The following is a 12,150-nucleotide window of genomic DNA, read 5'->3' as shown; positions in this document are numbered from 1 at the left end:
GGAGATCGAGATGACTCAAACGGTCACTGGCCTATTCGATAGCTATGAGGCTGCAAGAGCAGCGGTGGAACAGCTGGAGGCTGAAGGCGTCCCGCGCAGCGACATCAGCTTGGTGGCCAACAACGGTGACGGACGCATCCGTGACGATGGCGATAGCGATGCGGGCGAAGCTGCCGCCACGGGCGCCGGGATCGGCGCGGTCATCGGCGGTGCCGGTGGCTTGCTCGCCGGCCTGGGCATGCTGGCAATTCCCGGCGTCGGGCCTGTCGTCGCCGTCGGTTGGCTCGCGGCCACAGCGGCAGGAGCCGTTACGGGCGGCGCCGTCGGTGGCGCAGCCGGTGGTCTGGTCGGCGCGATGACCGACAATGGCGTTCCGGAGGAGCAGGCACACGTCTACGCCGAAGGGGTTCGTCGCGGCGGCACCCTGGTGTCGGCCCGTGTGGCCGATGGCGATGTGGATGCGGCACGCGCCATTCTTGAGCGGCATAAGGTCGTCGATGCGCGTCAACGCGGCGAGAGCTATCGCCAGGCCGGATGGCACAGCTTCGATGCCAGCGGGCGGCCCTATACCGCCGACGATCTGGAACGCGAGCGCGCCAGATACTGAGCCTGCGGTGTGATCGAGAAACTGAACATCAGTTTGAGGGCAAGATCATGCTCAAACAATGAGTTAGAGCGGGATGATGACTCGACGAGAAGTCGTTCCGCTCAATACAGATGCGCGGCGGCCCGCCTCGAACGCGCCCCCCTGGCAGACGGGAGCGGGGGCTTCTCTTCTGGGCGGCACCGTCACCGTGCCGCTTTGCCGGGTGCCGCTGAGCCGTGCTTATCGTGGCCGTGAACGTGAAAGACGTGCTGACGGGGTTGAGCACCGCCGGATCGTTCGACCGCGCGACCAGCTCGAGCCTCTGCTTCGTCCGCCGCTGCGTGTCGTCGCGGCGGGCTATCCTGGCTCGCGGCGGCGCCAGTCGTCGCGATAAACACGCGCCGTCGCTAACCAAAGGCTACACCGACAAGGAGCGGAAGAATGTTGAACCGAGCCGTGCTGGCGTGCGTCCTATGGGCCTCCACATCGATGTGGCCGCTCGCCGCTCGTGAATGCAGCCCCGAACAGGTGCAGATCGCGACGACACCTGCGCCTCCCCCCAACCCCCTCCGTGAGGCAAGATATCAACGCACGCTTTCGAACTTATCTTCGATAGTCGATGCGGTAGCGATCGGCGATTCGTTGATTCAGCACTGGCCGACAAAAACCGCCGCAGACAGTCTTTCCAGCCAAAACTTGTTAAATTTAGGTGTCGGCGGCGACGAAACACAGCACGTTATCTGGCGCATGCAAGCGGACGGGCTCAAGGAAATCTCGCCCAGGAATATTGTGATTCTGGCGGGTACAAACAATTTATCGATGGGTGCCAGCGCTTGCGCTATTTCAGCTGGCCTCCGCCGGATCCTGCGTCTCGCGCAAACGACATGGCCTGCCGGCCACCTCTTCGTCGTAGAGCTTCTCCCACGAGGGCGAGATTTTTCCTTCAGAGATGCCGATCGGCAGCAAATAAACGCGCAGCTACGAAAGGACGCCGCTCAGGTAGGTGCTTCGACCCTCAACATCGACGATGCGATCACATGTGGAGGGCAGCAGCCGTGCCCGAATTTTGAAGGCGACCGGCTGCACCTCTCGCCGGCAGGCTACGATATCCTGAGCCGGCGCCTTCACGATCTCGCATTGGCAACCGTGAAGCAGCGCACCTAGGCGTCGAGCTGCTGTTGTTTGCGCGCGTCGACGAAAAATGCGCTTCAGCTCGGATTTCGGCGAATAATCTTCAGCGCCAACAGCCCCGCACCAATCACCAACGCCAGTATGCCGAGCCACGTTAGCGAGCCTGAATCATACTCGTAACCAAGCGTAAGGCCTAAAAGCCCCAAGATAACGAGGGCGAGTCCTGCGAACTTCTTGACGAGAAGCGTTGGACCTTCGGCAACATCAGCCATAGAGCATCCTTCCGCAACCCTCGATAGATAGCTCGAGCTCAAGCGAGGTTCGCACACTGCACCCTCGGCGTCCACCCTGCCGGCGCGAGCCGGCGGACCACGCAGCCGGACGACGAGGTGGAAAAATGTCTGGAACGACCGTCTCGATCACGCCGCCGTTTCGGCCGCAGGCCGCTCCCGCCTGCCCCACGTCAGCTGCCGTCCCGACTTCATCCGCGGCAGCTCCACGTCGCGGGTCGCGGCGCTTTCACGAAGATCCACAGATCGACGGCATCAGGCGGGACGCACTGGGCGCGGAGGCTCGCGCCGTTGACCTTTCCGCGCTGCGCTTAAGGCCGCTGGCATCGCGTTCATTGAGGAAAGCGCTGGTGAGCCGGTGAAAGGCTGAGGCGGTCGTCGTCGACGGATGGTAGTTGATCGAGGGACCGCGCTCGCATGTCTGGAGGACGAGCCAATCGGGGGAGCTCAATGTACAAGCGCGTGGCAGACGGACTTCGTTTTCCTGAAGGTCCGATCGCCCTGGCTGATGGGTCGGTTGTGTTGGTCCAGATTGCCAGCGGCGATTTGAGCCGCGTCCATTCGGACGGGCGCATCGAGCGTATCGCCCATTTGGGCGGCGGCCCCAACGGCGCGGCCATCGGTCCCGGCGGGCTTTGCTACATCTGCAACAATGGCGGGTTCGCCTGGCACGACGTTCCGGGCGAATATCTGCGCCCGGTCGGCTTGCCCTCCGACTATGCCGGCGGACGAATCGAGCGCGTGGAGCTGACCACCGGCCGGTCGGAAATCCTCTACACGCATTGCAACGGCGTTGCACTGCGCGGACCCAACGACATCGTCTTCGACAGCGAAGGTGGCTTCTGGTTCACGGATCTGGGCAAGATCTCCGGCCGAAGCATGGACCGCGGCAGCGTGTTCTATGCACGCGCCGACGGCTCGCTGATCAGGGAAGTCATCTTCCCGATGACCACTCCCAACGGCATTGGCCTGTCGCCCGACGGCCACACGCTTTATGTTTCTGAGACGGATACGAGCCGGCTCTGGGCCTTCACGATCACCGGCGAGGGCGAGATCGCGCAGGCGCCATGGCCTTCGCCGCATGGCGGACGAATCGTCTTTGGCGCTGGCGGCTATGATCGCTTCGATTCCCTAGCGATCGAGGCGGGCGGCAACGTCTGCGTCGCGTCCATCGTTCGCGGCGGGGTCGCCGTGATCTCGCCCGCTGGCGAACTGGTCGAATTTGTCGAAACGCCGGTGCCATACTGCACCAACATCGCGTTTGGCGGCCCGGACCTTTCGACCGCTTACCTTACGTTGTCCGGCACCGGCGAGCTTCTGGCCGTTGCCTGGCCGCGGCCAGGACTGAGGCTGTCGCACCAGCATTCGCAACGATAGGGCGGGGCGGGTTGCCATGGATTTCAGGCGGGTCCGGTACTTCGTCCACGTCGCAGACCTGCGCAACATGACCAGGGCGGCCGCCGTTCTGGGCATATCGCAACCGGCGCTCAGTCGCCAGATGCAGCTCCTGGAGGCCGAACTGGGCACCAAGCTGTTCCATCGCCACGGCCACGGCGTCGTCCTCACCGCCAACGGAGCCCTGTTTCTCGACCGTTGCGCTCACCTGCTCAACCAGTTCGAGGACGTGCGCAGCCTGTTTCAGAACCGGCCGGGTCGGTCGCAGATCACCGGCGCCGTCGGCATCGGCATGCCGGTCCCGGTCATCCGCATGTTCGCCGATCCGTTCGTTGCCCGCTTCAGCGAGGCCTACCCGGGGATTTCCCTCCGCATGGCCGAGGGCTTCAGTGCCTTGCTGCACGAATGGCTCCTCAGCGGCAGCATGGATCTCGCCATGCTCTACGGGGTCCGTCCCAGCAAGGTCCTGATTCAGGAGAAGTTGCTGGCTGAGGACCTGTTCCTGATGTCGGCCCCGGACGAGCCCTTCGCCAGGCCCCATGGCCGCACCTATCTCCGGGAAATCGGCGAGACGCCGATGATCCTGCCGCACCGGCCGCATGTCCTGCGGGATCTCGTCGACCAGTGTGGAATGGAGCCCAGCTCGGTCATCGAGGTGGATGCGCTGACCCTCATGGTGGAGCTGGCCAGCGCGGGCAAGGGCGTCACCCTGCTGCCAATCCACGCCGTCGACCATCTCGCGCGTGGGAAGATCGCCGCCACTCCCTTGGCGGACAAAGGCATGAGCTGGGACGTGACGCTCTGCTACTCGTCGCTGCGGCCGCTGAGCGAAGCCGCGCAGGAGACGTACCGCGCCGTGCGCGCCGAGGTCCACCGTCTCGTGGAGGACGGCCGTTGGATCGCTCGGCTCGCCGCAGCCGGCTCGACGATATAAGTTCGCCCTCCTCCCCGGCATAACCAAATCCTATTTCTGTTAAGTCGTCATTATATTGGCGTTGGCACCGACCTTCCTCCCTAATAGCGACAACAGCGTCGGCCGAGCGTCGCACAGGGAGGAAAGCCTTATGGATTTTGGTATTCTGTTCACGTCCCATCCAAATATAGACGTCGAACTTTACCCGCATCGAGATGTACATCATAGGGTCACGCAACAAATCCTGGCCGCCGATCGGCTAGGATACGACTATGCTTGGATTGCGGAACATCATTTCAGCAACAAGTACGGCATCATGCCGGACATCTACGTGTACGCCGCCTATATCGCGGCCCTCACCAAGCGCATCAAACTAGGGGCCGCGGTGGTCGCACTGCCGCTCGCCAACCCGGTCCGGGTTGTCGAAAATGCTGCTTTCCTCGACGTGCTTTCCAACGGGCGCTTCGTGCTGGGTTTCGGATCCGGCTACAGACCCTACGAGTTTGAAGGCTTCGGCGTTCCGTTCGACGAACGCAGAGATATTCAGGAAGAAGCACTGCCGCTGATCTACCAGATGTTTGCCGAAAAAAAGGTCAAGCATAAAGGTAAGTATTTCAATATAGACATCGACGGCGACTATGAAATATTCCCGCATTCCATCCAGCAACCCTATCCACCGCTCTATCTCGCCGGGGCCACCGAACGCTCGATCGGCGTTGCCGGGCGGATGGGTTTCGGCCTGATGCTCTCGTCGCTGACGCCGACAGATGGTCTGGCCAATGACGTCAAGGCCTACCGGGCGGCGCTCGAGGAGACGCCGGCGCGGCTGCGCTCCAATCCGGCGCGCGGCGAAATCGACGTGGCGAGGTGGGTCTATGTGGCCGAGACCGACGCCCAGGCCAAAGCCGACAGCGAAGCGGGCCTCCTGCGCCATTTCAGCCATTTCGACGGCAAGCAGACGGTGGGCTACCTCGGTGTCGTGTCGCAGGGCAAGCGAAGCGACGATCAGGGATCAAAATACGATGATCTGCTGACGCACACGATCATTCACGGCTCGCCGTCAACGGTCCGGGAGAAGATCGAGCAACTGCACGCGCGCACCGGTTTCACGTCTCTCATGCTGCACTATCCGCCATATTATGGGGCGGACAAGACGTTGGCCTCCCTCACCATGTTCGCCGAGGAGGTCATGCCGAAGCTCAAGGGCCGCTCGAAGAAAGCGGCCTGAGCGCCAGCGCCAAAGCGCGACGCAACGCGAACATCAAAATCACGGCACGGCCCGTCGCGTCCAACCGTGCCACAGGGGAGGAAATGACATGACCTATCTGCGGACATGGGCCGTCCGGGCGCTCGTATGCGCCTTGACGGGTGCTGGTGCAGCATCCGTTTCGGCCGCCGAGCCATTCCGGATCGGCGTCCTCGACGACATGACCAGTTCCCTGGCCGATCAGCAGGGGCCGGGCGACGTCGTCGGCGTCAAAATGGCGGTTGCCGACTTCGGCGGCAAGGTACTGGGCCGTCCTATTGAAGTGCTGGCGGCCGACCATCAGAACAAGCCCGATATCGGCTCGCTGATCGCCCGCCAGTGGTACGAGAAGGACGATGTGCAGGCCATTGTCGGTCTCGGTCATTCCGGCGTCGCGCTGGCGGTGCAGCAACTGACCCGTGAGAAGAACCGCGTCCAGATCAACACCGCCGCCGGGTCGTCGGATCTGACCGGCAAGGCCTGTTCGCCCAATTCGGTGCACTGGGTCTTCGACAGTTATTCCTTTGCGAATTCGACCGCCAAGGCGGTCATGAAGTCCGGCCACGCGGACACCTGGTTCTTCATCACACTCGACTACGCGTATGGGCACGCCTTGGAGCGCGATGCCTCCAACGTCGTCAAGGCCAACGGCGGCAAGGTGATCGGCTCCGTCCGTCACCCCCTCAACAGCTCCGACATGGCCTCCTACCTGCTGCAGGCCCAGAACGCCAAAGCCAATGTGATCGCCCTCGCCAATTCGGGAGGCGACACCATCAACGGCATCAAGCAAGCCAAGGAATTCGGAGTGTCGACGGCCGGACAACAGGTCGTTGCCTTGACCGCGTTTCTCACCAACATTCATGCAATCGGTCTGGAGACCGCAAAGGGTACCCTCTTCGCCGATGCCTTCTACTGGGATCAAAGCGACGAAGCACGTGCCTTCAGCAAGCGCTTCCAGGCGATCCACGGCCGGCCGCCAACCAGCCTGCAGGCCGGTGCCTATGGCGCAACCCTGCACTATCTCAAGGCCGTCGAGGATGCCGGGTCGGCCGATCCAGCCGCCGTCATGGCGAAGATGCGTGCCATGCCGATCAACGATGTCATGACCAAGAACGGCAGGATCAGACCCGACGGTCGCGTCATCCGCGATATCTACATCTTCGAGGTGAAGAACCCCGCGGAGTCCAAGGGCGAGTGGGATCTCCTCAAGCTCAAGGCCACGATCCCGGGCGACGAGGCGTTCCGGCCGCTCAATGCCGGCGACTGCCCGTTGGTGCAGAACTGATGGCCGCCGTCATCGACCGCGTTCCGCCCGCAGCTTCGGCGAAGGTGCGGCGGATCGGCTTCATCGGGCTCGGCAACATGGGTGCGCGCATGGCGCAACGGCTGCTCGCAGCCGGGCAGCCCATGGTCGTTTGTGACATCGTCCCCGACATACTCGCGGCCTTCGCTGCCGAGGGATCCGCTGTCGCCGAACAGCCCGCGGAGGTGTCAGCGGCGGCCGAGATCGTCTTCCTGAGCCTTCCTACGCCGCAATCGGTCCGCGCGGTATGCCTTGGACCGTCCGGAGTGATCGAGGGGAACGCGACGAAGATCGTCGTGGATCTGTCGACGACCGGTCCGCGGGTCGCCAAAGAACTGGCCCGGCACTTCGCCGACAAAGGTATCACCTTCATCGACGCGCCCGTCAGCGGCGGCGTAGTGGGCGCGGAGGCCGGGACGCTCTCGGTCATGGCGGCAGGGGACCGCCAGGCGTTCGAGAGCATCGAGAGCCTATTGAGGCTGCTCGGGCGCAATGTATTCTACATCGGTTCCGTGCCGGGCCTCGGCCAATCGATGAAGCTGGTCAACAATATGCTCGCCGCCACCAATGCGCTGGCTGCGTTCGAAACGCTGGTCATGGGAGCCAAGGCCGGCCTCGATCCACAGGTCATGCTCGACGTCATCAACGTCTCCAGCGGCCGCAACTCAGCGACTCTCGACAAGGTCCCCCAATGCGTGTTGTCGAGGACTTTCCCGCTGCGTTTCGCCACTGAGCTTCTCTACAAGGACGTTCGGCTTTGTACCGAGGAGGCCGAGGAGGCAGGTTCGCTCCTGTGGCTCGGACAAACCGTCAAGCAGATTCTCGCCTTTGCCGTGGCCCAAGGCGACGGCGGCAAGGACTACGCAACGATCATTCAACACTTCGAGCGGTGGGCCGGCGCGACCGTCGGCGCCGAAAGCGCCCACCCGGGAACCAGCCGATGAAGGTCATTGAGCCAGCCGATGCAACAGCCAAGGGGCCGGCCTCGCGTCGCGAGCAAGGCCGGGACATCCTCAAGAGCGTCATCGGGGATGCCTACTTCGCCAAGCGCGAGGCGAGTACGAATCGCTTCAACGCGGACCTCCGACGTCTTTCCGAAGAATACTGCTTCGGAGAAATCTGGGCCCGATCCGGCCTCGAGCCCAAGACGCGCAGCCTTCTGTGCATCGCAATTCTGGTCGCACTTAATCGCGGTGCCGAACTGCGCCTGCACGTCAACGGCGCCATCAACAACGGGGCGACCGTTGACGAGGTCAAAGAAGCCCTGCTGCAGGCGGTCATCTATTGCGGACTTCCGGCGGGCGTCGAGGGCTTTCGCATCGCCGAGGAGACTCTGCGGGAGCGCGGGATCGATCTAGGGCCCGCCGAAGGCCGCGCGCCGGACTGATCGCGCCTTCGCGGGACGCCGAGCAGGCGCTGGCAGAGAGCGCCTGCCGAGCCCCGCCGCGCCAGGACATCCATCGAGCCGGATGCCGAGCACGCCGGCGTCTTGGGCGCGCCACGCCTCAACGAACTCGGCAGCCATCTCGCTCACGGCCGTCTCTCCTCTCAACCCTGATCGAACCGCCTCGCCCCTGCGCCCCATCGGAGAGACATGGGACGGTCAGGATCTATTTCGGCCCCCTCTATTGGCGCAGGGCGCCAGCGCTCGAGCAACGGCCCGGCTGAAAGCCAGGCCGCGGCCGATGCGCGGCCAAGATCGGCACTGCGTTGGAGCTCCGTCCTGGGCCAACGGAGGTTGTCATGTCGATTTATCGCGCCCGGCGAAGGCCATCCCGTCCGGGTCCGGCCGAATGGTTCACTGGCCCGTGCGCATCGACGCCCTGTCCAACAGCGTCGCTCCGAACCGGGTGCAGGGCGCGCATGTCACCTTCGAGTCGGGCGCGCGGGGCGGATGGCCGGCGACGCGAAGGGTGGCGGCCGAGCCAAAGCATCGGTAACGTCCGGAGGATTCCGCACCACGCGATCATGGAGGAAAGATGAGAACCGCTATCGAATCGCGCCGCGCGCACCGCCCGGCACGTGCGGCCCCGGCCTGCGCTCTCGTCTTGTCTCTGGCGCTCGCCGGCTGCGGCGGTGGTGAGGGTCTGCTGCCCTCGACGAGTGTCGGGTCTAGGGCGCCGGCCCCGACCGGGATCTCGCGTGATGTCCTGATCGGGCGCTGGGGCGTCGCTTCCTTCCACACGGAGAAGGACCGCAAGCGCACCGAGGCGGAAGCGCGCGCGCAATGCAAGCAGCCCTACACCATCGCGAAGGGCCCGGGCGATGGCGTGATGATGCACGTCGCCGACGATCCCAAGCTGTACGAGCTGCGGCTGAAGGCCGGGCCGGGGGGCAAGACCTATCTGGGCTTCGAGGCCCCGGCCGGCGATCCGCAGGATCGCGAGGTGCTGTCGGCGACGCCGAAGGAACTCGTGATGCGCTTCGTCGATCCCGACGTGAATGCCCGCTACGGCACCTTCATCTTCATCCGCTGCGGCTGACCGGGAGAGACCACATGAGCTACATTCCCCGCTACGCCCTGCGCCGCCTTCTGCTGTCCGGCCTCGCCCTGGCTCCCCTCCTCGCCTGGTCGGGAGCCGCGAGCGCCCAGCAGCGCCCGCCCGCGGCGATGCACGAGACCATGGACATCGGCGACGAGCCGGGCCGCATCTCGACCGCGGAAGTCAGCATCGCCCAGGGGCCTTATGCCCGTCAGATGGTGCTGTTCCGCTCCAACGAGGCGCCGGGCACGGTGGTCATCCACTCGGCCGACCGCTTCCTCTACGTGGTGCAGGACAATGGCCACGCCCTGCGCTACGGCATCGGCGTCGGCCGCGAGGGCTTCACCTGGTCCGGCCAGGTCAAGGTCAGCCGCAAGGCCGAGTGGCCGGACTGGCGCCCGCCGCCGGAGATGCTGCAGCGCCAGCCCTACCTGCCGCGCTTCATGGCCGGCGGTCCCGGCAACCCGATGGGCGCGCGCGCCCTCTATCTCGGCTCGACCGTCTTCCGCATCCACGGCACCAACCAGCCGGAGACGATCGGTCAGGCGATCTCGTCGGGCTGCTTCCGGCTCGCCAACGGCGATATCGTCGACCTCTACGAGCGTGTGCCGGTCGGCACCAAGGTCATCATCCGCCACAAGGCGACGCTGTGACCGCCCTCGCCGCTTCCGCCGATCTGCGAAAGGAACAGTCAGTCATGTCGAAGGCCTCTTGGGTTATGCGCCGCTGCGGTCTCGGCCTCGCCGCCGTCGTCGGCTTCGCCCTTCCGGCCGGCGCCGGCACGCTCGACACCGTGAAGCAGCGCGGCACGCTGCAATGCGGCGTCAGCGAAGGCGTGGTCGGCTTCTCGGAGAAGGACGAGCAGGGCAACTGGCGCGGCTTCGATGTCGATTTCTGCCGTGCCGTGGCTGCCGCCGTGCTCGGCGACGCGGGTAAGGTCGCCTTCACGCCGCTCTCCGCGAGCCAGCGCTTCGAGGCGCTGAAGGCTGGCAAGGTCGATCTGTTGGCGCGCAACTCGTCGTGGACGCTCGGCCGCGAAGCCGAGCTCGGGCTCGCCTTTGCCGGTATCACCTACCATGACGGCCAGGGCTTCCTGGCGAAGCGCTCGTTCAAGGCCGATACGGCGCTGGCGCTCGACAAGGCGAAGGTCTGCGTCGAGGCCGGCACCACGACGCAGCTCAACCTGGCCGACTTCTTCAAGCTCAACTCCATGACCTATGAAGAGAAGGTCTATCCGAACGCGGCGGACGCCCTGGCAGCTTTCGAGGCCGGGCAATGCGACGTGCTGACCCGCGACCAAGCCGCACTGCATGGCGAGCGGCTCAGGCTCGCCAACCCGGCCGAGACGATCGTGCTGCCGGACGTGATCTCGAAGGAGCCGCTGGGACCGGTCGTGCGCGGCGACGACTTCCCCTGGTTCACCGTCGTGAAATGGGTGAACTTCGCGCTGGTCAATGCCGAGGAGCTCGGCATCTCCAGCACGAACATCGACGAGGCCCTGAAATCCCAGAAGCCGGACGTCCGGCGGTTCACGGGCGCGGAGGGTGGCTTCGGCAAGGCTCTCGGCCTCGACGCGGATTGGGCGATCCGTACCGTCAAGGCGACCGGGAACTATGCCGAGATCTATGAACGCTCCCTTGGCACCGGCTCCAAGCTCGGCATCCCGCGCGGACTTAACCAGCTCTGGAGCATGGGCGGCGTTCTCTACGCCCCGCCGCTGCGATAGAACGGCGGCCGCCGTGGCCAGCGCGAAGCGGTTCGCGTTGGCGAGCCGCGTCGCGTCGTCGCAGGTGCGATGACGGCTTGGCGAACGATGGGTGTGCGGGCTGCGACGGCACCGGGAGCTCGCACGCATATCGGCCACAGCACGGAAGCGCCTTGATCATCTGCTCTCCTTTGGAGCTTTCTACACTTCGAGCGCGATTTCAACGGATCGCCCTTCGAGCGGCTGATTGACAGCCGCCGCTCGCTGGGATTGCGTTCGAAGATGGCGATACCGTTGCACAACGTGGTTGAGAAGCGATCTCTCGGGACCTCATTCACCGTGCGGTCGCGGTACGTCGAATTCGCCTTGAACTTGCCGGAAGCGAAGGGCGCGACGGTCTGTACGTGGTGGGGCGCTACAGGGTGGTCGCGACGGCTCAGGCTGTTCCCGGATGGCTGCATCGACCTTGTTTGGGATAGCGTAAAACTCGTCGTCGTCGGCCACGCGGATGTGGCGTTCACCGGTCATCTGCCAGCCCAGGGGACCAACGTCGGTATCCGACTGCAGCCCGGCGCCGCCCGTGCGGTTCTCGGCATTCCGGCATCATCGCTTCGAGGGCGCACCGTCCGACTTTGCGACATATTGCCTTCAGCGGGCGCTGTGGAAGCCCGACTGGGCAAGGCCCGGACGAGCGCAGAGCAGCGACTCGCGCTCGAGTGGCTGGTTGCGGACCGGCTAGAGGTCGGCGCCGCTCCAGTCGACGTCGTCCTCGAAGCTGTGGGCCAACTGAGGGACGGCGCGACACGGGTGCAGGAGATCGCGGCAAGCCTATCGGTCGGCGAGCGCAACCTTCGACGGATGTTCGCAGAGGAGGTTGGACTGTCACCAAAGGCGCTGCAGCGCATCTTCCGGTTCCGCAGATTGCTCGCGCGACTGAATGAGTTGGCCGAGCGGCGTGCGGGCGCCGCGGACCTTGCGGTCGATCTCGGCTATGCCGATCAGGCCCATATGACTCGCGAGTGCAAGCGCATCTCTGGCACGTCTCCGGTGGCCCTCGCGATGTACGGGCGGGGCTAGGCGCCGATTTGTTCAATACGC

At 64.5% G+C, this 12,150-nt stretch carries 13 protein-coding genes; 12 read left to right on the top strand and 1 reads right to left on the bottom strand.

Features of this window, described 5'->3' with window-relative positions:
- Positions 1-10 precede the first annotated feature (10 nt).
- Both IEW34_RS19150 and IEW34_RS19145 read left to right on the top strand, forming a co-directional pair.
- Positions 11-607: a general stress protein gene (locus IEW34_RS19150; protein WP_188610827.1), complete on the top strand. Its 597-nt coding sequence runs from the start codon at positions 11-13 to the stop codon at positions 605-607.
- A 420-nt stretch (positions 608-1,027) separates the two neighbouring features.
- Complete coding sequence (locus tag IEW34_RS19145) at positions 1,028-1,750, top strand: GDSL-type esterase/lipase family protein (RefSeq protein ID WP_188610826.1); 723 nt, start codon at positions 1,028-1,030, stop codon at positions 1,748-1,750.
- A gap of 44 nt (positions 1,751-1,794) precedes the next feature.
- On the opposite strand, the gene IEW34_RS19140 is transcribed toward IEW34_RS19145, so the two are convergent.
- Positions 1,795-1,989: a hypothetical protein gene (locus IEW34_RS19140; RefSeq protein WP_188610825.1), complete on the bottom strand. Its 195-nt coding sequence runs from the start codon at positions 1,987-1,989 to the stop codon at positions 1,795-1,797.
- Positions 1,990-2,457: 468 nt separating this feature from the next.
- Between IEW34_RS19140 and IEW34_RS19135 the strand changes: the two genes are divergently transcribed.
- The 10 genes from IEW34_RS19135 to IEW34_RS19090 all read left to right on the top strand — a co-directional run bounded on the left by IEW34_RS19135 (position 2,458) and on the right by IEW34_RS19090 (position 12,129).
- On the top strand, positions 2,458-3,384 hold the full coding sequence (locus tag IEW34_RS19135; RefSeq protein ID WP_188610824.1) for an SMP-30/gluconolactonase/LRE family protein: 927 nt from the start codon (positions 2,458-2,460) through the stop codon (positions 3,382-3,384).
- A 16-nt stretch (positions 3,385-3,400) separates the two neighbouring features.
- Positions 3,401-4,336 (top strand): LysR family transcriptional regulator, encoded by a 936-nt coding sequence (locus IEW34_RS19130; protein WP_188610823.1) that lies wholly within the window; start codon positions 3,401-3,403, stop codon positions 4,334-4,336.
- 130 nt (positions 4,337-4,466) lie between these two features.
- On the top strand, positions 4,467-5,543 hold the full coding sequence (locus tag IEW34_RS19125) for an LLM class flavin-dependent oxidoreductase (RefSeq protein ID WP_188610822.1): 1,077 nt from the start codon (positions 4,467-4,469) through the stop codon (positions 5,541-5,543).
- An 88-nt stretch (positions 5,544-5,631) separates the two neighbouring features.
- Positions 5,632-6,846: an ABC transporter substrate-binding protein gene (locus IEW34_RS19120; protein ID WP_188610821.1), complete on the top strand. Its 1,215-nt coding sequence runs from the start codon at positions 5,632-5,634 to the stop codon at positions 6,844-6,846.
- A complete protein-coding gene (locus IEW34_RS19115) occupies positions 6,846-7,808 on the top strand; it encodes an NAD(P)-dependent oxidoreductase (RefSeq protein ID WP_188610820.1) in 963 nt (320 codons plus the stop codon). Before IEW34_RS19120 ends, IEW34_RS19115 begins: the two co-directional genes overlap by 1 nt.
- The gene (locus tag IEW34_RS19110) at positions 7,805-8,251 is read left to right on the top strand and encodes a carboxymuconolactone decarboxylase family protein (protein WP_188610819.1); all 447 of its coding nucleotides are present in this window, start codon (positions 7,805-7,807) and stop codon (positions 8,249-8,251) included. Before IEW34_RS19115 ends, IEW34_RS19110 begins: the two co-directional genes overlap by 4 nt.
- A 592-nt stretch (positions 8,252-8,843) precedes the next feature.
- Positions 8,844-9,347: a hypothetical protein gene (locus IEW34_RS19105; protein ID WP_188610818.1), complete on the top strand. Its 504-nt coding sequence runs from the start codon at positions 8,844-8,846 to the stop codon at positions 9,345-9,347.
- 14 nt (positions 9,348-9,361) lie between these two features.
- Positions 9,362-10,000, top strand: coding sequence for a L,D-transpeptidase (locus IEW34_RS19100; protein WP_188610817.1), 639 nt, complete (start codon positions 9,362-9,364; stop codon positions 9,998-10,000).
- 65 nt (positions 10,001-10,065) lie between these two features.
- Entirely contained in the window at positions 10,066-11,073 is a 1,008-nt protein-coding gene (locus IEW34_RS19095; protein ID WP_188611155.1) for an amino acid ABC transporter substrate-binding protein, read from the top strand.
- A gap of 261 nt (positions 11,074-11,334) precedes the next feature.
- Positions 11,335-12,129, top strand: a complete 795-nt coding sequence (locus IEW34_RS19090) for a helix-turn-helix domain-containing protein (protein ID WP_188610816.1) — start codon at positions 11,335-11,337, stop codon at positions 12,127-12,129.
- Positions 12,130-12,150: the final 21 nt, after the last annotated feature.

Source organism: Chelatococcus reniformis (assembly GCF_014640075.1).
Taxonomy (GTDB): domain Bacteria; phylum Pseudomonadota; class Alphaproteobacteria; order Rhizobiales; family Beijerinckiaceae; genus Camelimonas; species Camelimonas reniformis.
This window is presented reverse-complemented; position numbering and strand designations above follow the sequence as displayed.

Coding starts and splice junctions, on each gene's coding strand:
- IEW34_RS19150 (WP_188610827.1), top strand. CDS start 11: ATGACTCAAACGGTCACTGGCCTATTCGATAGCTATGAGGCTGCAAGA.
- IEW34_RS19145 (WP_188610826.1), top strand. CDS start 1,028: ATGTTGAACCGAGCCGTGCTGGCGTGCGTCCTATGGGCCTCCACATCG.
- IEW34_RS19140 (WP_188610825.1), bottom strand. CDS start 1,989: ATGGCTGATGTTGCCGAAGGTCCAACGCTTCTCGTCAAGAAGTTCGCA.
- IEW34_RS19135 (WP_188610824.1), top strand. CDS start 2,458: ATGTACAAGCGCGTGGCAGACGGACTTCGTTTTCCTGAAGGTCCGATC.
- IEW34_RS19130 (WP_188610823.1), top strand. CDS start 3,401: ATGGATTTCAGGCGGGTCCGGTACTTCGTCCACGTCGCAGACCTGCGC.
- IEW34_RS19125 (WP_188610822.1), top strand. CDS start 4,467: ATGGATTTTGGTATTCTGTTCACGTCCCATCCAAATATAGACGTCGAA.
- IEW34_RS19120 (WP_188610821.1), top strand. CDS start 5,632: ATGACCTATCTGCGGACATGGGCCGTCCGGGCGCTCGTATGCGCCTTG.
- IEW34_RS19115 (WP_188610820.1), top strand. CDS start 6,846: ATGGCCGCCGTCATCGACCGCGTTCCGCCCGCAGCTTCGGCGAAGGTG.
- IEW34_RS19110 (WP_188610819.1), top strand. CDS start 7,805: ATGAAGGTCATTGAGCCAGCCGATGCAACAGCCAAGGGGCCGGCCTCG.
- IEW34_RS19105 (WP_188610818.1), top strand. CDS start 8,844: ATGAGAACCGCTATCGAATCGCGCCGCGCGCACCGCCCGGCACGTGCG.
- IEW34_RS19100 (WP_188610817.1), top strand. CDS start 9,362: ATGAGCTACATTCCCCGCTACGCCCTGCGCCGCCTTCTGCTGTCCGGC.
- IEW34_RS19095 (WP_188611155.1), top strand. CDS start 10,066: ATGCGCCGCTGCGGTCTCGGCCTCGCCGCCGTCGTCGGCTTCGCCCTT.
- IEW34_RS19090 (WP_188610816.1), top strand. CDS start 11,335: ATGGCGATACCGTTGCACAACGTGGTTGAGAAGCGATCTCTCGGGACC.